The sequence below is a fragment of the Emticicia sp. GW821-FHT11C11 genome (genome assembly GCF_058808615.1).
Map to the genome: position 1 here is coordinate 1,046,611 of NZ_JBXARV010000002.1, position 19,721 is coordinate 1,066,331.

Here is a 19,721-nt window from a genome sequence, read left to right on the forward strand (position 1 = left end):
TGATTATTTTTTGGTAAAATTGTAAAATTTTTATAAAATCTGCCGATAGTATGCTTGCATATTATTATTTTCTTTTCTATGTTTGACACAAAATTACGTTTTGTTAACTCACTAACCAATACCCCCATGTACAAACTTTCCGTAAAAAAATTGTTGTTCGGAATCTGTTGCTTATTTATCACCCAACTGGTCTTTGCTCAAACTAAAGTTTCAGGTACTATTACTGATGCTGTTACTAAAGAGCCACTTATTGGTGTAAGCGTGCAGGTAAAAGGTAAGGTAATTGGTACTATTACCGATACCAAAGGAAGTTTCTCGTTTAGTACCTCTACCCCTCCTCCCTTTATCATAGTAATCACTTCGGTGGGTTACGAAAGTCAGGAAGTAAATGTTTCCGGAAATAACGCTGCCATTAATATTGCCCTGAAAGAGCAGGCTATCCTGGGGCAGGAAGTAGTAGTAGCTGCCTCTCGTGTTGAAGAAACCGTTATGAAGTCGGCCGTTGCGGTAGAAAAAATGGATATCAGAGCCATTCGCGAAGCAGCCGCTCCATCGTTCTACGACGCACTTGCTAACATGAAGGGTGTTGATATGACAACCCAGGGTCTACTATTCAAATCGATTAACATGCGTGGATTCGGTGCAACCGGAAACCCGCGTACTGTACAAATGATTGATGGAATGGATAACCAGGCTCCGGGTCTTAATTTCCCTGTTGATAATATAGTAGGTATGCCGGAATTAGACGTTGAGAGCGTTGAATTACTTCCGGGAGCTGCTTCGGCTTTATATGGCCCTAATGCCATTAATGGTTTAATACTGATGAACAGCAAAAGCCCTTTCTTATATCAGGGATTAAGCGCTACCGCTAAAAGTGGTGTGATGACGGCTTCAAACCGTACTACAGTTACCACTCCTTTCCAAGATTTATCGCTTCGTTATGCCAAAGCATTCAATGATAAGTTTGCTTTCAAAGTTAACTTGTCTTACATAACTGCCAAAGACTGGCAGGCAAACAACTACACCAACCTGAACTTAGGTGGTGTAGAGAATGGTTCACGAGGAACAGGTGTAAAAACTGATTATGACGGTATGAATATATATGGCGATGAAGTACAAGCCAATATGACAACCGTTGCCAATAGCATGATCAGTGCCGGCTTGCTTCCCTCAGCAGCAGCAGGACTTATCCCTGCCAATACGAACGTCAGCCGTACCGGTTTTAAAGAGGTAGACATGATTGACTACAATACCAAAAGCTTTAAAACCAATGTTGCTTTGCACTACCGGATCAACGAAAAAGTAGAGGCCATTGCACAGGTTAACTATGGTTATGGTACTACTGCTTATACAGGAACAGGCCGTTATTCTTTGAGAAATTTTAATCTTACTCAAGCCAAACTTGAATTAAAAGGCGACAATTTCACACTAAGAGCCTATACCACTCAGGAGCGCTCTGGCCAGTCGTACTTCACCGGATTAACCGCTGTTTCAATGCTTAATGAGATTAAACCTCATGAAACGTGGTTCGGACAATACGTAGGCGCTTTTGTACAGGCAAGAACAGGTGGTATGGCTATTGACCAAGCTCACCTTACAGCACGCAGTGTGGCAGATCAGGGAATGCCACAACCGGGAACAGCTGCCTACGATGCTCTTCTGGATAAATACAGAGAAAAGCCGATTGTTGAAGGTGGTGGCGCTTTTCTGGACAAAACCAACCTGTATCATGCAGAAGGTGTTTATAACTTTAAAAATCAGGTTAAATTCATTGACCTTTTGGCCGGAGCCAACTTCAGAAAATATGAGTTACGTTCCAACGGAACATTGTTTGCTGACAAAAAAGACGGCAGAGACGGTACCATCGGTATCAATGAATATGGTGCTTTTTTACAAGCTGCTAAGAGTTTATTCAAAGACCATTTCAAGCTGACTGCGTCAATAAGATATGATAAAAACGAAAACTTCGAAGGTCAGTTTACTCCTCGTGTGTCTGGGGTAGCAACCTTTGGTGATCACAACATTCGCTTGTCATACCAAACCGGTTTCAGAATTCCTACTACTCAGAACCAGTATATTGATTTAAAAACGCCAGCCGGTACACTGATTGGTGGTTTACCGGAATTCGTTACCAGATATAATCTGAACAACGGTATCGCATTGCCGGTATTGAATGATTTCTCGGCGAATCCATTGAAATATATAACCGATGCAGTAAAAGCACAGGCACAAGCCTATGCAGTACAGGCTGTAACAGCACAAGCCACTCCGGCCATTACAGCGGGTGTAACTGCTGCCATTACACAACAAGTTACTGCCGGTGTAACTGCCGCTATCACACAACAGGTTACTGCCGGTGTAACTGCGCAGGTTAACGCTGCTGTTCAAGCAGGACAAATTCCACCGGAGTCTGCTCCTGCTGCTATTCAGGCAGGTGTTGCTGCTAATCTTCCTGGTGCGCTGGCTCAAAATCTTCAGGCAGGTGTTAATGCAGCGCTTCCGGGTGCAATGGCGGCTAACTTCCAGCCTGCTTTCAATGCTGAATTACAAAAGGCTTTAGCGGCCAATGTACCGGGTGTTGCAGCGCAGGTTGCTCCTGCCTATGCTTTAGCTACTCTGAATAAATATAAAGCCAAGCCTCTTCAACCTGAACGTATTCAATCTATTGAAATCGGTTACAAAGGTTTGATTGCCAAAAGATTGTTTGTAGATGCTTATTATTATACCAGTACTTACAGAAACTTCATCGGTGGTGTATCAATAGTAGTGCCTACCCAGGCGGCTGGCCCGGGCTTACCGATTGAGTCTGGTGTATCTAGTGCATCAACCAGACAAGGTTATTCAAGACCGGTTAATACTACTGAAGAAATCAAGGTTGATGGTTGGGCGCTTGGTCTGAACTATTCGCTGAGTAAAGGTTTCTTTGTAAACGGTAATATTGCTAACAACCAATTGAAAAACTTTACGCCATCAGCCGAACAACAGTATGCGGGCTTTAACACCCCTGAATATCGTTATAACCTTGGCTTTGGTAAAAGACTGGGTAGCGGCAATAGAGTCGGCTTTAATATCAATTTCAAACATCAGAATGCTTTCTTGTGGCAGGCTAGTTTCAACCAGCCTACTACAACCGGACTGGAGTCCTTTACCAACACCCCTGTACCTGCTATCAACAACATAGATGCACAGGTGAGCTTGAAGCTCCCTAGTATTAAATCTATCCTTAAAATTGGTGGTACAAACATTGGTGGCAAGCCGTACATTCAGGCTTATGGTAGTGCTTCTGTGGGTTCGATGTACTACGTAGCTTTATCGTTTGATGAGCTTCTGAACAAATAAGATTTTATTAATTTTCATAATTTTCTTTGGTTTAAGTTAAAAAGAGCTTCCGATTGGAGGCTCTTTTTTTACTGATACGAAACAGAAAATTCGATATTATTAAGATTTTTTCGCTTTCTGTTTATAACTTTACAACCGTATTTATTAATTAAACTCATTATCATGAATAAGATTAAAGTAGCTAATCCCGTTGTTGAACTTGACGGAGACGAAATGACGCGAATCATCTGGCGTTTTATTAAAGAGAAATTGATTCTGCCTTATATAGACGTAGATATTAAATATTATGACCTGGGTGTTGAGTATCGTGATGAAACGAACGACCAGGTAACCGTTGACTCTGCCAATGCCATTAAAAAATATGGCGTGGGTATCAAATGTGCTACTATTACTCCTGACGAAGCCCGTGTAACTGAGTTTAATCTGAAACAAATGTGGAAATCACCCAATGGTACAATCCGGAATATTCTGGATGGTACTGTTTTCCGCGAGCCGATTGTTTGTAAAAATGTGCCTCGTTTAGTTTCTAACTGGACCTCCCCTATCATCGTAGGTCGTCATGCTTTTGGCGATCAATACCGCGCAACCGATTTCGTGGTAGACGGTCCTGGTAAATTAACTATGAAATTTGAAGGTGCTGATGGTACCGTGAAAGAATTTGATGTGTATAACTTCAAAGGGGGCGGAGTAGCCATGGGAATGTACAACACAGACGAATCAATCCGTGGTTTTGCGCACTCATGCTTCAATGTAGCGCTTAACAAAAAATGGCCTTTGTATCTATCTACAAAAAACACCATTCTGAAAAAATACGACGGTCGTTTCAAAGATATTTTCGAAGAAATCTATCAGGCAGATTACAAAGCCAAATTTGAGGCTGCCGGTATAGTTTACGAACACCGTCTGATTGACGACATGGTGGCTTCGGCCTTGAAATGGAATGGTTCATTCGTTTGGGCTTGTAAAAACTATGATGGTGACGTGCAGTCTGACTCAGTAGCACAAGGTTTCGGTTCATTAGGTTTAATGACTTCTGTATTGGTTACTCCGGACGGAGAAACTATGGAAGCAGAAGCAGCACACGGAACCGTAACCCGCCACTATCGTGACCACCAGGCCGGAAAACCGACTTCAACTAACCCGATTGCTTCTATTTTTGCTTGGACCCGTGGATTGGAGTTCCGTGGTAAAAAAGATGGCAACCAGGAGTTAATCGACTTCTGTCATGCTTTAGAAGAAGTTTGCGTTGAAACGGTTGAGTCTGGCAAAATGACTAAAGACTTAGCGGTGTGTATCCATGGCAACAGAGTAAATCATGGCGAACACTATTTATATACTGAAGAGTTCTTAGAGGCATTAGACCAAAACCTGAAAGTAAAACTAGGTAAATAAGACTCTGAGTATTATATATTGATAAACACCCCGGTTATGATAGCCGGGGTGTTTTGTTTTATATCAGGCAGTACAACTGTCTTAATTTCCTAATGCCTTATCTGCCAATCTTGAATGTTTTCTTCTCTCTGGTAATACCGGAAACAGATTCATCCAAAACTTATTGTTCCGTAAACTGTTTTTTACCTACATTTAAACTCTTATTCCGAAAAAAATATTTATAAACTTCGAAGCCCGATAGGTTCCGGCTTCTGATTATATCTTTTAAGAAAATGGCGAAAACAATACGGTGGGGAATTATCGGAATCGGTAAGATTGCTGAAAAATTTGCAACAGATTTAATAAAAGTACCCGACACACAATTACATGCTGTTGCCTCAACTTCTCTGGAAAGGGCTGAAAACTTTGCACAAAAATTCAATGTGCCGCATTATTATGACACTTATAGTGGCATTTTCAATACCCCGGATTTAGACATTGTTTATGTTGCCACACCTCATGCTTCTCATGCGGCAAACACCCTATTGTGCCTGAACAACAAAATGCCTGTGCTTTGTGAAAAACCTATGGCCATGAACCTGAAAGAGGTACAGCTAATGGCAGAAGCAGCAAGGATGAATGATACTTTTCTGATGGAGGCTATGTGGACCCGGTTTATTCCGGCCATAGAAAAAACACTGGAGCTAATTGCTGAAGACAGAATCGGAAAAGTAAAAACGATTCAGGCAGACTTCGGGTTTGTGGCACCGCACATTCCTGAAAGACGTGTCTTAAACCCTGCTTTAGGAGGTGGCGCCTTACTTGATGTTGGCGTTTATCCTGCTTATCTTGCTCTTTTGTTACTGGGGTATCCGGCAGATGTTCGGGCTTTTGCTACGCTGGGTAAAACAGGAGTGGATGAAACAACAAGTTTTGTTTTTAAGTATCCTCAGGCATCTGCTTTGTTGAACGCCACTTTTGCCTCAAGAACCCGTACAGAGGCGCTCATTTATGGTGAAAAGGGATACATTCATCTACCCGAGCGTTTTCACGAAACCAAAACCCTTACACTCTATGAAACAGACAAAGAACCGATTACGTTTTCGTTTGAAAGAGAAACCCGTGGCTATAATTATGAAATTGAAGAAGTGAACAATTGTTTAAGAAACAATAAGAAAGAGAGTGTAAAAATGCCGCTTTCGATGAGCGTGAAATTAATAAGCTTATTAGATGAAATACGCCAGAAAGCGGGTATTTTTTACGAGGGTATAGACGGATAATTTTATTGCCGATAGGCTAACAGGTATTTATCGGCTTCAAATTTGCCCGGTGAGGTAAGCGCTATTTTCCTGAACGTTTTTATAAAATGTGCCTGATCATAAAAACCATAGGCCAGCGCTAATTGTGCCATCGATTCAGAAAATTTACCCGCTGACAAACAATCAATCATTTCTCTGATTCTGAAAATGGTTGCATATTCTTTCGGGCTCATACCGACACCCTGACTAAATTTTTTTTCGATTAAGCGGGTGGAACAGCGAAGCGACTGGCTAAGCTGCTGCATATTAAGAACTCCACTATTAGCCTTTATCAGTTCAAAAGACTCCTGTACAATGTAAGCTCCGGTGTTTTTTTGAAGAAAAGAGGAAAACTGTGTCCGGAAAAAATCAATTATATAGGCTTCATCAAACAAATCAACGCCTCTAAGCCTTTCTGACAACAGCCTGTTGATTTCGCCTAGTGGTACATAGCTATCAGTACTTTGTTCCTGTGGGAAATTACTAAACATGGGGACTGTCCACGGATAAAGCTGCACCAGAATAATTTTTGAGAAGGGTTCAATACAAATGTCTATGCTGGACTTTAGCTGCCCGCACAAATAAATCCCTTCTTTCAATACATTTCGACGTAACCCATTGTCGATACAGATGCCTTCTCCTGAAATAAAAGCAATATTAAAACAACCATTCGGAACCACACTTTTATTGACAAGCGGAGCAGAATTACGTGAATTATCTAACATCCAGTATTTTTTAATATACCTACTCAGCTCAGCATTTGCATAACTTTCTTTGTATATGAAAGGTGTTTCCATCAGTTAAAATTAACTCTTGTTTTATTTCGTTCGCTTTTTTACAATCCTGCCCGTTTTCTGCTATCTAATTTTGCTACATAAGCATCCGTCAAAAGTATTAAAATTTAATTCAACCACTATGACTACCCGTCGAGAATTTCTTAAACAAGCAGGATTAATTACTGCCGGAAGTATTATTTCTTCTCAGGCCTTTGCCAAAAGCAAGTTCAAATTAGGCTTACAATTGTATACGGTTCACAAAGAAATGGCTGCCGATGTCCGGAGTACCCTTCAGAAAGTGGCATCTTTCGGTTATCAGGAAGTAGAAACCTATGGCTTTAATTACGGCCTCAACAAGTATTACTGGAATATGAAACCCAGCGAGCTGAAGACAATACTGGACGATAATAATCTGACCACTTCAAGCGGACATTACGACCTTGACAAGTTCATGCTGCCCGGTAAAACGGATGATGATTTAACAAGATATGTTGATCAATGTATTGAAGGTGCTTCTGCCCTGAAGCAAGACTACATTGTATGGCCATGGCTTGACCCGCAATCGCGTAGTATTGAGAAATTTAAAGTAATTGCCGGAAAGCTGAACAAAATAGGCGAACAAATTAAAAAGGCAAAGCTACAGTTGGCGTACCATAATCATGATTTCGAGTTTATTGACCACAACGGCAAAATAGGCTATGACATTATATTGAATGAAACAGACCCTCAACTGGTAAAGCTTGAACTGGATTTATACTGGATTTCGCATACGTCTAAACACAAAGCACACTACTATTTTGCTCAGCAGCCCGGCAGGTTTGTATGCTGGCATATCAAAGACATGGACAAAACCAACCGTGATTTACACACCATTGTTGGGGAGGGAACCATAAATTTCGAAGAGTTTTTTGCTGATGCCCAACTGGCCGGAGTGAAGCACGTTTTTGTAGAACAGGGCAACAATTATGTGCCTAACGCCCTTTATTGCATTGAAAAAAGCGCCAAGTATGTGCGGAATAACATTCTTTTATAGTAAAAACCGTTTCCTTTTTCCACAAAATTTTGAAATCGCCATTAATTCGGTACTATTAAAAAACAGAGACGGGTCTTGCCGGAATATGGTAAGACCCGTCTCTTCTTAAAATTATTAATATTGTTCGGTCACTCCAAAGAAAAATGCACCTTCTATAGCTGCGTTTTCGTCTGAATCTGAACCATGAATAGCGTTTTCTCCTAATGACTTTGCATATATCTTACGTATTGTTCCTTCTTCTGCATTAGCCGGATTAGTTGCTCCGATAAGCGTACGGAAGTCTGCCACTGCGTTTTCTTTTTCCAGGATCATCGGTACAATCGGGCCCGACGACATCATCTCACACAACTCTCCATAAAAACCTCTCTCTTTATGTACTTCGTAAAATTTACCTGCCAGAGCCGGGGTCAATTGCGTTTTTTTCATTGCTACAATTCTAAAGCCTGCGGCTTCAATCATTGCTGTAATTCCACCAATATGATTATCGGCCACAGCATGTGGTTTAATCATCGTAAAGGTTCTGTTTCCTGCCATATCTGTTTGATTTTTTAATAATTTCTGCAAAAATACTCAATTCTGCGCATTCCTTAAACTGTTTCGGGAGAATTAAGTATGAATTGGGGGGATATACATACCGTAAACCCATTTGCAGATATAACAGCAAATGGGTTTATAGCAATCTGTTTTTATTGTAATCAGTATCGTTTTATCAACCGTACCCCCCACGGAATTTGTAGGTACTCGCTACTTTATCTATCGCCACAATGTATGCTGCAAGGCGCATTGATACCTGATGTTTCTGCGAAGTTTCAAACACCTTATCGAAAGCATCTTTCATCATACGGTCACAACGACGGTTGATTCTATCTAATGCCCATTTGTATCCGATACGGTTCTGTACCCATTCAAAATACGAAACTGTAACACCCCCCGCATTGGCCAGAATATCAGGCACTACCATGATGCCTTTCTCATTGATAATCTCGTCTGCACTGGCAGATGTTGGGCCGTTGGCACCTTCCACAATCAGTTTTGCCTGAATACCTGCGGCATTCTCATGCGTAATTACATCTTCTTTTGCAGCCGGTACCAGCACATCCACATTAAGCGAAAGCAGTTCTTCATTGCTTATCAACTCTGCCTCTTTAAAACCTTCAAGGCTTCCTTTGTTGGCATTTCTATAGGCAATTGCTTTTTCGATATCTATGCCGCGGGCATTATAATACGCCCCCGAAATATCGCTGATGCCACAAATGGTTACTCCTTTTTCCTGTAGTAATTGTGCCGCATGTGAGCCCACATTACCAAAGCCTTGCACCGCAGCAGTAGCCCGGTAGGGATTCAGCCGGAGCTTTTCCATACCCGAAAGCGCCGATACCATCACGCCACGCCCGGTTGCTTCAGTACGACCCAGAGAGCCTCCCAACACCAATGGTTTTCCGGTTACTACAGCGTTTACAGTCATGCCTTTGGCTTTTGAATATTCATCCATCAGCCAGGCCATTTCGCGAGGGCCGGTACCCATGTCAGGCGCCGGAATATCCTTATCAGGCCCGAAAATATCCAGCATTGCTATTGTATAGGCCCGCATTAAACGTTCCATTTCACCGGCAGACATTTCACGTGGGTTACAGGCAATTCCGCCTTTTGCACCACCGTAAGGAATATCAACCACTGCGCATTTCCAGGTCATCCAGGCAGCTAAGGCGCGTACTTCATCGATATTCACGGCAGGGTCGAAGCGAATGCCACCCTTACTAGGCCCTAATATGGTTGAGTGGATTACTCTATAACCTTCAAAAACCTTGATCTGCCCGTTGTCCATGGTAACAGGCAACCCAACAGTTACTTGACGCGCAGGTACTTTCAGGATGTAATACATCTCTTCACTGATACCTAAAATCTTTACCGCCGCATCAAATCTTGACATCATTGACTCCAGAGGATTTTCTTTGTCCTTTATGGGAGCCGGTTCTATGTAATTCATAACAGAATATGCTATATGTTGATGATTTTTGGGTGCAAACTTAGAAAAAAGAAAGTATTTCTTAAAATCGTTAAATTTTACAAAAAAACAGCTTTGTGCTCATTTTTAAGAATAAACGCAATCCTTAACTGACAATTCTTCTCATCGCCAAATATTTTATCGCTTTTAACAGATTACCTTAATATAAATTTTTTTATCAAATGCCCAATATTTTCCACAAGGCATTGTTTAAGGGCTTTAAAAACGCTATCTTTGTGGCGTTTTTTAAACATATACCCATTTTTTAACAATTTACTGCATTACGATTATGGCTGTAGTTGAAGAAAAAACCCGCTATTCAGAAGAGGAGCTACGGGAATTTGAAGTAATCATTACCAACAAATTAGAAGCGACAAGAAATGAGCTGAATTTTATTAAAGAAACGCTGAGTCGTAAGAATGACAACGGTACCGATTACACATCGAGTAGCACAAAATTATTGGAAGATGGTGCTGATGTGAGTGAAAAAGAACAGTTAAGCCAGTCGGCAGGTCGTCTGCAGAAGTTTGCTCAACAATTGGAAGCCGCCCTGATTCGTATTAAAAACGGCACTTACGGTATTTGTAAAGATACCGGTAAACTGATACCAAAAGAGCGCTTAAGAGCCGTACCTCATACCCAACAAACTATTGAGGCAAAACTAAAAGCATCTAATTGATTGCTGAACATACATTAACATAGATTCCTTAAATGCAATAAAGGGCTTAAATGGCCCCTTTTTGAAAAACTTTAAGGTTTACAGACTCTTTGTCTATACAAAAAGCCTCTCTGTCAGAGGCTTTTTGTATTTTTAGGCAGAAAAGTATTTAATTGCTTAATAAACTACTCATTCTGTTTTCATGAAAAAAATACTACTCTTATTCTTCATCACATTACAGTTTTACTCTTTCGGGCAAGTAGCAGACAGTTACTATCTACCGCAGCATGTAAGCTATAACCCCAAAATACCTACACCGAAACAATTTCTCGGTTATCAGGTTGGTGAGCAACACGTGACACCTTATGAGCAATACGCTTACATGAGAGAGCTGGCGAGGCTTTCAGACAGATTTAAGGTGGAAGTTTACGGTAAAACGTTCGAAAACCGGGAGCTTTTGTTACTAACAGTAACCTCTCCTAAAAATCATTCTCAACTAGAGCAGATAAAAGCCGAGCACCAGAAACTGGTTAATCCCTCACAATCAGGCAGTTTGGATTTGAAAAAAATGCCGATTGTTGTCTGGATGGGATACTCGGTACATGGCAATGAGGCCAGTGGAACTAACTCAAACCTGATGTCGGCCTATTATCTGGCTGCTGCTCAGGGAGCAGGAATTGACTCTTTATTGAATGATGCTATTATATTGATTGATCCTTGCATCAACGCCGATGGTGGAAACCGCTTTGCTACCTGGGTAAATATTAACCGTAGCACCACTCTGGTAAGTGACATAAACAGCCGTGAATTCAGTGAAACATGGCCGAATGGACGTACCAATCATTACTGGTTTGATTTGAATCGCGACTGGCTCTACCAACAAATGCCCGAAAGCAAAGGCCGCCTCGTAAAATTCTATGAGTGGAGACCTAACATTCTGACCGACCACCACGAAATGGGAAGCGGGTCTACTTTCTTCTTTCAACCCGGTATACCTGCCCGTACGCACCCGCTTACACCCAAAAGCAACATTGATTTAACCGCCAAAATCGGGAAATATCATGCAGCAGGCTTAGACAAAATCAATTCGGCTTATTATACACAGGAAAACTACGATGACTTTTACTATGGTAAGGGTTCTACCCTACCTGATGTAAACGGTTCTATTGGTATTCTGTTTGAGCAGGCTTCTTCCCGCGGGCATTTGCAAGAAACCGCCAATGGCCTATTGAGCTTTCCTTTCACTATCAGAAATCAGGTTTCTGCCACACTCTCTACATTAAAAGCAGCCCGTGAAATGCGCGTAGAGTTATTGGAACACATGCGCAGTTTCTACAAAGAAAGCTCTGCTGATGCCGTGAAAGCCTACGTTTTTGGAGGAAGTAAAGATGCCATCAGAACCTGGGAAATGGTGAATATGCTGAAGCGAAATCAGATAGATGTATATAAACTGGCTAAAGACGAAACCGTTGACGGTTCAACATTTGATAAAACCGCTTCATTTGTAGTACCGACGAATCAGCCACAACACCGTCTTATTAAGTCGATGTTTGAAAAACGCACTAAGTTTGAGGATAGCCTTTTCTATGATATTTCGGCCTGGTCGCTGCAATATTGTATGAATGTGCCTACGGCAGAGGCTAAAACAGCTGTTTCATTAGGCGAGAAAGTGAACATAAATGAGTTTCCGAAAGGAAAAGTGTATGGTAGCAGTACTTACGCCTATTTCTTTGAATGGAATAGCTATTTTGCTCCAAGAACCGCTTATGAGCTACTCGATAAAGGTTTTACATTGAAAGTGGCCGTAGAACCGCTAACAGCTATTGTGGGGGGAAAAGAGCAAAAATTTGATTACGGAACCATACAGATTGTAGGCAATGGTAACGACCCGGGGGCTTTACTACAAACGCTTGCTGAACGGGATGGTGTCAATTTCTATGCCACTACCACCGGTCTGACACCCGCTGGAATCGACCTGGGCAGTGAGAAATTCCGCAAATTGAAACTGCCTAAAGTATTAATGGTAGCAGGCCCGGGTGTAAATGCGAACGATGCCGGCGAAATATGGCACTTGCTTGACCAACGGATTAACATTCCGTTGACTTTCTCAGATATTGAAACTGTAAACAGGGTTAATCTGGATAAATACACCCATATTGTGCTTTCGGGCGGTAATTACAACAACCTGTCGGATGAGAAAATCAAACGCTTTATTCAGGGCGGTGGAGTATTGGTAGCCATGACTGACGCGGCAGAATGGGCAGCAAACAAGAAGATTGGTTCGATAACGGTGAAGCCAAGACCCGATAACAATGCCGGCGGAAAAAGGTCTTATGTTTCGCAGGAAAAGTATAATGGAGCAATGGAAACAGCAGGTACCATCTTCGAAACAAAAATTGACCCTACTCACCCGATCTGCTTCGGGTATTCGCAGGAAAAATTAGCTTTGTTTAAAGATAACAACATCTTCTTTGAAGACACCAAGAACCCCTACAACACACCGATTATTTTTACCGGAAACCCGCTGATTGCCGGTTATGTGCACCCCAAGAACGAGGCATTGATTAAAAACTCTCCAGCCGTTATTACGCAAACGCTTGGCGCAGGAAAAATCATTCTGATGTCGGAGAATCCGAACTTCCGGGCATTCTGGTACGGAACCAATAAGTTATTCCTGAATGCGCTTTTCTTTGGCCATACCATTGGTGGTGGTCGCTTTAGCGGAGAGGAAGAATAGTTAATCGCATCTATTAAAAATACAGGAAGCCCTTTCAGGAATGTCTGAAAGGGCTTCTTATTTGTCTTACTTATTAACTGCGCTTTCTTGTAATGTAATGCTTCCTTTGGCTGCATCAATGGTGGCTTCTATACCTACCGGTATTGTAAATTTATCTTTGATATGCCCTATCATAGCTCCTGAAAAGGCCGGTATATCAAGCGGCTTAATATGATCTTCAAAAATATCTTCCATGGTCAGAGAACCATATCCTCCTTTTGAGGGAGGGCAATCCGTACATTTACCGAAAACAAAACCTGAAAGCTGGCCAAGTAGCCCTGAAATTTTCAGTTGGGTAATCATCCGGTCAATCCTGTAAATATCTTCTCCTACGTCTTCCAGAAACAATATATTACCTTTGAAGTCGGGTACATAAGGCGACCCCAGTATATGGCTTAGCACCGTGAGGTTTCCCCCTATCAGCCGGCCTGTAGCTATGCCCGGATTAATGGTATATATCCGGTCTTCGGTTTGTACCAGGTTATCTCCCTTTTTTACCGGATTGGTCAGTTGCACGGCATTGGCTTCTATCAACAGATTTTTGAAGTTTTCAACCGAAAAGCCGTTCCATGAAGAAGACCCCACCGGCCCATGAAAAGTAACCAGACCCGTTTGGCTATAAATACCCAGCAACAACGCAGTGATATCGCTGTAACCAATAAAAACTTTCGGGTTTTTCTGTATGAGTTTATAGTCCAGCAAGGGCAGAATTCTGGCACAGCCCCACCCCCCGTGCATGGCCATGATACCACTGATGCTTTTATCGGCAAACATGTTATTGATATCCGCAGCCCTGTCTGTGTCTGTTCCGGCCAGATACCCGTAGCGATCGAATAGATGAGCACCTGTTTTCACCTTAAAGCCCAGCGCCTCCAGGCTTTCTATAGTTATCTGTACATCTTCTTTGATAAACGCTGAATAGGCCGGACAAACCAGCCCAATAGTATCACCCTTTTTCAGGGCAGCAGGTTTTAGTGTTTTCCCCCGGGTTTCAGTAAGTGAAAAACTCAGGTTAGCCAACCCCAGGCTTGCCAGCAGGGTTGAGCTGAGAAAGTGACGTCGATCAGGCATTTGTTCAGGTAAAGTCTGTTGGGCTTGAAAAATCTCTATGCAAAGTAAATAAAAAAAGGGAGTTTATGAATGATTCATAAACTCCCTTATCCTGGTCGATACGATTATTTATCAGGAAACGGTCTCTTTCATTAAAATTACCAGATCCTTGTCATTTACCTCTTTGATTCTGTCGGCCAGGTCAAGGAAACGGCTATAGGTATAATCAATTTCGGGTTTGTCAAGCTTAAAGCCCAGCATTTCAAGGCGGTGTTTCAAGGCATGGCGGCCACTTCTGGCAGTTAGCACAATTGATGATTTATCAACCCCTACTTCTTGCGGGCTTATGATTTCGTAATTTTCGGTATGCTTAAGGAAGCCATCCTGATGAATACCCGACGAATGCGCAAAAGCATTCCGGCCCACAATAGCCTTATTGGCTTGTACCGGCATACGCATGGTTTCAGAAACCAATCGGCTCATGGGTGAAAGCATCGTACTTTCAATGTTTGTATGATACCCCAGCGACTTATGTACTTTCAGAATCATGGCTATCTCTTCCAACGAAGTGTTACCGGCACGCTCACCAATACCATTAATGGTTACCTCTACCTGCCTTGCTCCGGCCTGAATACCCGCTATCGTGTTAGCCGTAGCCAATCCTAAATCGTTATGATTGTGCATCGAAATAATGGCTTTATCAACATTAGGCACATTATTCATGATGTACGAAATACGCTGATGCATTTCATGTGGCAGCACGTAACCGGTTGTATCAGGCAGGTTTACTACTGTTGCTCCTGCTTTTATTACCTCATCTGTCAGCCTTGCTAAAAACTCAAGGTCTGCACGACCGGAATCCTCTGCATAAAACTCCACATCCTCCACATATTTTTTAGCATGCTTTACAGCTGCAACAGCCTGCTCAATAATCTGCTCACGAGTACTATTGAATTTATGTTTGATGTGGATATCTGACGCTCCGATACCCGTATGAATACGCGGGCGTTTGGCAAATTTCAGAGCTTCTGCGGCAGCATCAATATCACCTTTAATTGCTCTTGACAGGGCACAAACGGTCGGTTCTGTTACAGCTTTTGATACCTCTACAACCGAATTAAAATCACCGGGGCTTGAAATCGGAAAACCAGCCTCAATAATATCGACACCCAGTTTTTCGAGTTGCTTGGCAATCATTACCTTTTCTACGGTCGTTAACTGACAACCGGGAACTTGTTCTCCATCTCGTAAGGTGGTGTCGAAAACATAAATCTTTTGGCTCATTGCTTAATGAGGTGTTTAGTTATTTTTACTACTTCTTTTTCTCACAAAAAAGCCCTTTCTCACCGTGTGCAAGAAAGGGCTTTTGATTTATACAAAGTCTCCGTTTCTCACACTGAAAAGCTGAGTAGAAGGAGAAGTGAAATTGCGATTGCGTTTTGTTTCAATTGTTTGTTCGATTACTAAGGACACAAATTTAACAGAATATTTTTTTTCGGCAAAAACTTCTTTTCATTTTTTTCAATCCTGACAAACCCCGTTTCCTGCAAGTATGTGTTTTTTCAATTCTGTGTTCCTATTACGCTTCTTTTGCGTATTGCTACTTCCTGCGGGCTTCTTTTTTACGTATACAAAGTGCAGAAATTTGTTTTTTTATTATTATTTAACAAGCCATTAAATTACTGACTATTAAGCGTTTACACCTCCTGCTTTTTTCCTGAAAATCCTACTTGCTGTAGAAATCAAAATGGTTTATTCTGTAATTCTCATAAATAGTTAGTATTTTTGCGACATTCTTAAGGCGAAGAAATATTTTATTTTAAAAATGCATAGAAAAACCAAAATCGTAGCTACAGTCGGGCCTACTTCAGAAAGTGAAGAAATGTTATTGGCATTAGCAAAAGCCGGTGTGAATGTTTTCCGTTTAAATTTCTCTCACGGAACCCACGAAGACCACCAACTGCGTATCAACCGCATCAGGAAAATAAACGCAGAGCATGGTTTCAAATGTGCTATTTTACAGGATTTACAAGGGCCAAAAATCCGGATCGGCCTCATGGAAAAAGGAAACGAGGGGGTTGAGATTTTTACAGGCGACAAACTGGTATTTACCAATGAAGATATAGTAGGAAACGCTAATCGCGTAAGTACACCTTACAAAGGCATGTACCATGACGTGAAACTGGGCGAAAGAATTTTGATGGACGATGGTAAACTGGAAGTGAAAGTAACAGGCGTTGAGGGAATGGATGTAGTTACCGAAGTGGTGTATGGGGGTCTTTTAAAACAAAAGAAAGGTGTAAACCTACCCAATACGAATATTTCTCAACCATCAGTTACCGAAAAAGACTGGGAAGATTTAAAATTCGGTTTATTAAATGATGTTGACTGGATTGCACTATCGTTTGTGAGAACAGCCGAAGAAATAAAGGATATCCAGAACTATATTAAAGAGCAGGGAAGAGAAGCAAAGGTAATTGCGAAAATTGAAAAACCGGAAGCTGTTGATAATATGGATTCTATCATTGCCGCAACAGACGGTATCATGGTAGCCCGTGGAGACCTGGGTGTGGAACTTCCGTCAGAAGATGTACCGTGGATCCAGAAAGCGTTGGTTGAAAAATCTAATCTTGCTGCAAAACCGGTAATTGTGGCTACACAAATGCTGGAAAGTATGATTGATAGCCCTCGTCCTACACGTGCAGAAGTGGGTGATGTGGCTAATGCCGTTTTAGACGGTGCCGATGCCGTAATGCTAAGTGCAGAAAGTGCTTCGGGTAAGTATCCTATTCTGGCTGTTGAAACAATGGTTAAAACCATTGAGAAAATAGAAGAACAGGCTGACGAGAAAAAACTATTTTACCGCCACCACGCCCGTGTTACACAGGATGATTATGTGTCGGAAGAAAAAGAAAACGATAACGTAGTAATGAATGCCTGCCGTTTAGCGCGCGATTTACGTGTAAAAGCCATTATCGGCATTACAACTTCCGGCTATACTGCGGTTCGTTTATCGCATCATCGCCCAAAGGCCAGTACGTTTATCTTTACCGGTAATGAAAAGCTCTTAACACAATTAAGTTTATATTCGGGTATCACTGCACTTAAATACAATCATCTGAAAGATAAAACTGTAGAAGAAGTAGTAAGTAATATCCGTGATGTATTGGTAGAAAAAGGAGAGTTGCAAGCCGGCGACTCATTTATTAATACTTTGAGTATGCCTTTGCAGGAAAACAACCGCACCAATACTATAAAATTAAGCAAAGTAGAATAATACTAATCGAATCTATACAGGAAGAGCCCGTCGTTACGATGGGCTCTTTTCGTTAGAACCCTATGGTTAACTGGCGACCCACCATTTCGTCTTCAAATTCAAGATTAGAAAGATAAATACCCAACAATCTTACCCCCTTTGGCACAGGCAGAAGTGCATGAAGCATTTCGTAAGATATTTTGGCCAGAAGGGCTTCTTCCAATATGGTTAGTTGAGAAGTGCGGCTACGGGTGATGTTCTCAAAATCGGCAAACTTTATTTTAAGTGTTATCGTTTTGCCATAGGCTTTTATGCGATTCATTCGCCGCCATAATTGCTCCAGAATATCGTCCATCTCTCTGTAAAGGTCGTCCGGTTCTGTAAAATCTCTATCAAAAGTATTCTCCACCCCGATAGATTTTCTGATACTGTCCGGATTAACCAATCGGTTATCGATCCCGTGGGCGATGTCGAAGTAATAGCTGCCCGTTTTGCCGAAATGACTGGTGAGAAAATCCACGCTTTTGGTTTTCAGATCTTTTCCGGTGAAAATCCCCATTTTGTTCATTCGCTCAGCCGTAACCCTCCCGACACCATGAAACTTGCCAATCTCTAAATTCTCTACGAATTTTTCAGCCTGCGTTGGTTTTATAACAAACAGTCCGTCAGGCTTTCTGTAATCTGAGGCGATCTTGGCTAAAAACTTATTTACCGAAACCCCGGCCGATGCTGTAAGCCCGGTTTTCTCTTTGATCCGGTCTTTTATTTCCTGCGCTATCTGTGTTGCTGTTTCGATGCCCTTCAAGTTCTCGGTTACATCCAGATACGCCTCATCCAATGATAATGGCTCCACCAAAGGCGTATACTCAAGAAAAATTTCTCTGATTTCCTGCGATACCTGTTTGTATACTTCAAAGCGGGGCCTTACAAAAATCAGTTGCGGACATTTCTGTTTCGCAATTCTGGACGACATGGCTGAACGAACGCCGAATTTCCGGGCTTCATAACTGGCCGCCGCTACAACTCCCCGTTCGCTGCTTCCTCCTACGGCTACAGGTTTCCCCCGCAAATCGGCAAAATCCCTTTGCTCTACCGATGCAAAAAAAGCATCCATGTCAATATGAATAATTTTACGAAACACCTCTGGTAGAATCAGGCAATACTTTTTTATTCCTTCAGTAAAGTTACCATTGTTTACAATATTTAAACTTATATCGTAAATATAAAAAACGATTCTTCTTGTCAATTCACATGTAAAACTTTGACTATACCCCCGGCTTAATCCATTTCATTTCTCATGCTGTTTTGATTTTATGCTTAGTTTTCAGACATTTGTGGTTCTAACGCCTGAAACAACTAACTGAGCCATCCAGGTCTGTTATCTCATAAAGACTTACTATATTTTATACTAGAAAATAATGAAACTAAGCGTTGTTATTCCTGCCTATAACGAACAAGAAAGTATTCCTGAAACGCTTCGAGCCTTATATGAAAGCCTGGAAAAACACGACATTCCACACGAAATATGGGTAACCAACGATAACTCTAAAGACAACACCCTGGATGTTCTCCAGGAGCTTTCAAAGGAAATCCCGACGCTGACTTTCGATACCAACAAAGGGCCTAACGGTTTTGGTTATGCTGTTCGCTATGGTTTAGAACGATTCTCCGGTGATTGTGTCGCTGTATTTATGGCAGATATGTCTGACGACCCCGAAGATCTTGTGAAATACTACCAGACAATGCTTCGCGAGAATGTTGATGCCGTATATGGCAGCCGTTGGATGAAAGGCGGTAAAGTCATTGATTATCCGCCATTGAAGAAATTCATCAATCGCATTGCCAATTTTATTATCAAAAGCATGATGGGTATCAGATATAACGATACTACGAATGCTTTCAAGTTATATAAAAGAGAAACAATTGAAGGTATTAAGCCTTTCTTATCTCACCACTTTAATTTAACCGTTGAACTACCTTTAAAAGCTATTGTGCGCGGATATACCTATGCAGTGGTGCCCAATAGCTGGACCAACCGGAAGTATGGCGAATCAAAATTAAAGATTAAGGAAATGGGCAGCCGCTATTTCTTTATTCTGATGTACTGCTGGATCGAGAAGCATTTTTCCCGGGGAGATTATAAAAAGAAATAAACAGAA

At 41.6% G+C, this 19,721-nt stretch carries 14 protein-coding genes; 8 read left to right on the forward strand and 6 right to left on the reverse strand.

Annotated elements, in window-relative coordinates; all coding sequences use genetic code 11:
- Window positions 1-126: 126 nt before the first annotated feature.
- The 3 genes from AC1RRY_RS14360 (at window position 127) to AC1RRY_RS14370 (ending at window position 5,990) form a co-directional block, all read left to right on the forward strand.
- Window positions 127-3,339: a carboxypeptidase-like regulatory domain-containing protein gene (locus AC1RRY_RS14360; RefSeq protein WP_492819622.1), complete on the forward strand. Its 3,213-nt coding sequence runs from the start codon at window positions 127-129 to the stop codon at window positions 3,337-3,339.
- Window positions 3,340-3,501: 162 nt separating this feature from the next.
- The gene (locus tag AC1RRY_RS14365; RefSeq protein ID WP_492819620.1) at window positions 3,502-4,731 is read left to right on the forward strand and encodes an isocitrate dehydrogenase (NADP(+)); all 1,230 of its coding nucleotides are present in this window, start codon (window positions 3,502-3,504) and stop codon (window positions 4,729-4,731) included.
- A gap of 272 nt (window positions 4,732-5,003) precedes the next feature.
- Window positions 5,004-5,990, forward strand: coding sequence for a Gfo/Idh/MocA family protein (locus AC1RRY_RS14370; RefSeq protein ID WP_492819618.1), 987 nt, complete (start codon window positions 5,004-5,006; stop codon window positions 5,988-5,990).
- A 2-nt stretch (window positions 5,991-5,992) separates the two neighbouring features.
- Here AC1RRY_RS14370 and AC1RRY_RS14375 read toward each other — a convergent pair whose 3' ends face one another.
- Window positions 5,993-6,805, reverse strand: a complete 813-nt coding sequence (locus AC1RRY_RS14375) for a helix-turn-helix domain-containing protein (RefSeq protein ID WP_492819616.1) — start codon at window positions 6,803-6,805, stop codon at window positions 5,993-5,995.
- Window positions 6,806-6,923: 118 nt separating this feature from the next.
- On the opposite strand from AC1RRY_RS14375, the gene AC1RRY_RS14380 reads away from it, so the two are divergent.
- Window positions 6,924-7,817, forward strand: a complete 894-nt coding sequence (locus tag AC1RRY_RS14380; protein WP_492819614.1) for a sugar phosphate isomerase/epimerase family protein — start codon at window positions 6,924-6,926, stop codon at window positions 7,815-7,817.
- Between the two features lie 114 nt (window positions 7,818-7,931).
- On the opposite strand, the gene AC1RRY_RS14385 is transcribed toward AC1RRY_RS14380, so the two are convergent.
- Together AC1RRY_RS14385 and AC1RRY_RS14390 are read right to left on the reverse strand one after the other, a co-directional pair.
- The gene (locus tag AC1RRY_RS14385; RefSeq protein ID WP_492819612.1) at window positions 7,932-8,351 is read right to left on the reverse strand and encodes a nucleoside-diphosphate kinase; all 420 of its coding nucleotides are present in this window, start codon (window positions 8,349-8,351) and stop codon (window positions 7,932-7,934) included.
- Window positions 8,352-8,526: 175 nt separating this feature from the next.
- Complete coding sequence (locus AC1RRY_RS14390; RefSeq protein ID WP_492819610.1) at window positions 8,527-9,804, reverse strand: Glu/Leu/Phe/Val family dehydrogenase; 1,278 nt, start codon at window positions 9,802-9,804, stop codon at window positions 8,527-8,529.
- Between the two features lie 307 nt (window positions 9,805-10,111).
- Here AC1RRY_RS14390 and AC1RRY_RS14395 point away from each other — a divergent pair, with 307 nt between their 5' ends.
- Together AC1RRY_RS14395 and AC1RRY_RS14400 are read left to right on the forward strand one after the other, a co-directional pair.
- The gene (locus AC1RRY_RS14395) at window positions 10,112-10,501 is read left to right on the forward strand and encodes a TraR/DksA family transcriptional regulator (RefSeq protein ID WP_116983209.1); all 390 of its coding nucleotides are present in this window, start codon (window positions 10,112-10,114) and stop codon (window positions 10,499-10,501) included.
- Between the two features lie 181 nt (window positions 10,502-10,682).
- Entirely contained in the window at window positions 10,683-13,217 is a 2,535-nt protein-coding gene (locus AC1RRY_RS14400) for a M14 family zinc carboxypeptidase (RefSeq protein ID WP_492819607.1), read from the forward strand.
- A gap of 66 nt (window positions 13,218-13,283) precedes the next feature.
- Here the strand turns inward: AC1RRY_RS14400 and AC1RRY_RS14405 are convergent, their stop codons facing one another.
- Window positions 13,284-14,327, reverse strand: coding sequence for a S66 peptidase family protein (locus AC1RRY_RS14405; RefSeq protein ID WP_492819605.1), 1,044 nt, complete (start codon window positions 14,325-14,327; stop codon window positions 13,284-13,286).
- A 111-nt stretch (window positions 14,328-14,438) separates the two neighbouring features.
- On the reverse strand, window positions 14,439-15,590 hold the full coding sequence (locus tag AC1RRY_RS14410) for a 2-isopropylmalate synthase (protein WP_492819603.1): 1,152 nt from the start codon (window positions 15,588-15,590) through the stop codon (window positions 14,439-14,441).
- Between the two features lie 541 nt (window positions 15,591-16,131).
- On the opposite strand from AC1RRY_RS14410, the gene pyk reads away from it, so the two are divergent.
- Window positions 16,132-17,583: a pyruvate kinase gene (pyk, locus tag AC1RRY_RS14415; RefSeq protein ID WP_492819601.1), complete on the forward strand. Its 1,452-nt coding sequence runs from the start codon at window positions 16,132-16,134 to the stop codon at window positions 17,581-17,583.
- A gap of 52 nt (window positions 17,584-17,635) precedes the next feature.
- On the opposite strand, the gene dinB is transcribed toward pyk, so the two are convergent.
- Complete coding sequence (gene dinB, locus AC1RRY_RS14420; RefSeq protein WP_492819599.1) at window positions 17,636-18,676, reverse strand: DNA polymerase IV; 1,041 nt, start codon at window positions 18,674-18,676, stop codon at window positions 17,636-17,638.
- A 304-nt stretch (window positions 18,677-18,980) separates the two neighbouring features.
- On the opposite strand from dinB, the gene AC1RRY_RS14425 reads away from it, so the two are divergent.
- Complete coding sequence (locus AC1RRY_RS14425) at window positions 18,981-19,715, forward strand: glycosyltransferase family 2 protein (protein ID WP_492819597.1); 735 nt, start codon at window positions 18,981-18,983, stop codon at window positions 19,713-19,715.
- Window positions 19,716-19,721: the final 6 nt, after the last annotated feature.

Coding starts and splice junctions, on each gene's coding strand:
- AC1RRY_RS14360 (WP_492819622.1), top strand. CDS start 127: ATGTACAAACTTTCCGTAAAAAAATTGTTGTTCGGAATCTGTTGCTTA.
- AC1RRY_RS14365 (WP_492819620.1), top strand. CDS start 3,502: ATGAATAAGATTAAAGTAGCTAATCCCGTTGTTGAACTTGACGGAGAC.
- AC1RRY_RS14370 (WP_492819618.1), top strand. CDS start 5,004: ATGGCGAAAACAATACGGTGGGGAATTATCGGAATCGGTAAGATTGCT.
- AC1RRY_RS14375 (WP_492819616.1), bottom strand. CDS start 6,805: ATGGAAACACCTTTCATATACAAAGAAAGTTATGCAAATGCTGAGCTG.
- AC1RRY_RS14380 (WP_492819614.1), top strand. CDS start 6,924: ATGACTACCCGTCGAGAATTTCTTAAACAAGCAGGATTAATTACTGCC.
- AC1RRY_RS14385 (WP_492819612.1), bottom strand. CDS start 8,351: ATGGCAGGAAACAGAACCTTTACGATGATTAAACCACATGCTGTGGCC.
- AC1RRY_RS14390 (WP_492819610.1), bottom strand. CDS start 9,804: ATGAATTACATAGAACCGGCTCCCATAAAGGACAAAGAAAATCCTCTG.
- AC1RRY_RS14395 (WP_116983209.1), top strand. CDS start 10,112: ATGGCTGTAGTTGAAGAAAAAACCCGCTATTCAGAAGAGGAGCTACGG.
- AC1RRY_RS14400 (WP_492819607.1), top strand. CDS start 10,683: ATGAAAAAAATACTACTCTTATTCTTCATCACATTACAGTTTTACTCT.
- AC1RRY_RS14405 (WP_492819605.1), bottom strand. CDS start 14,327: ATGCCTGATCGACGTCACTTTCTCAGCTCAACCCTGCTGGCAAGCCTG.
- AC1RRY_RS14410 (WP_492819603.1), bottom strand. CDS start 15,590: ATGAGCCAAAAGATTTATGTTTTCGACACCACCTTACGAGATGGAGAA.
- pyk (WP_492819601.1), top strand. CDS start 16,132: ATGCATAGAAAAACCAAAATCGTAGCTACAGTCGGGCCTACTTCAGAA.
- dinB (WP_492819599.1), bottom strand. CDS start 18,676: ATGGATGCTTTTTTTGCATCGGTAGAGCAAAGGGATTTTGCCGATTTG.
- AC1RRY_RS14425 (WP_492819597.1), top strand. CDS start 18,981: ATGAAACTAAGCGTTGTTATTCCTGCCTATAACGAACAAGAAAGTATT.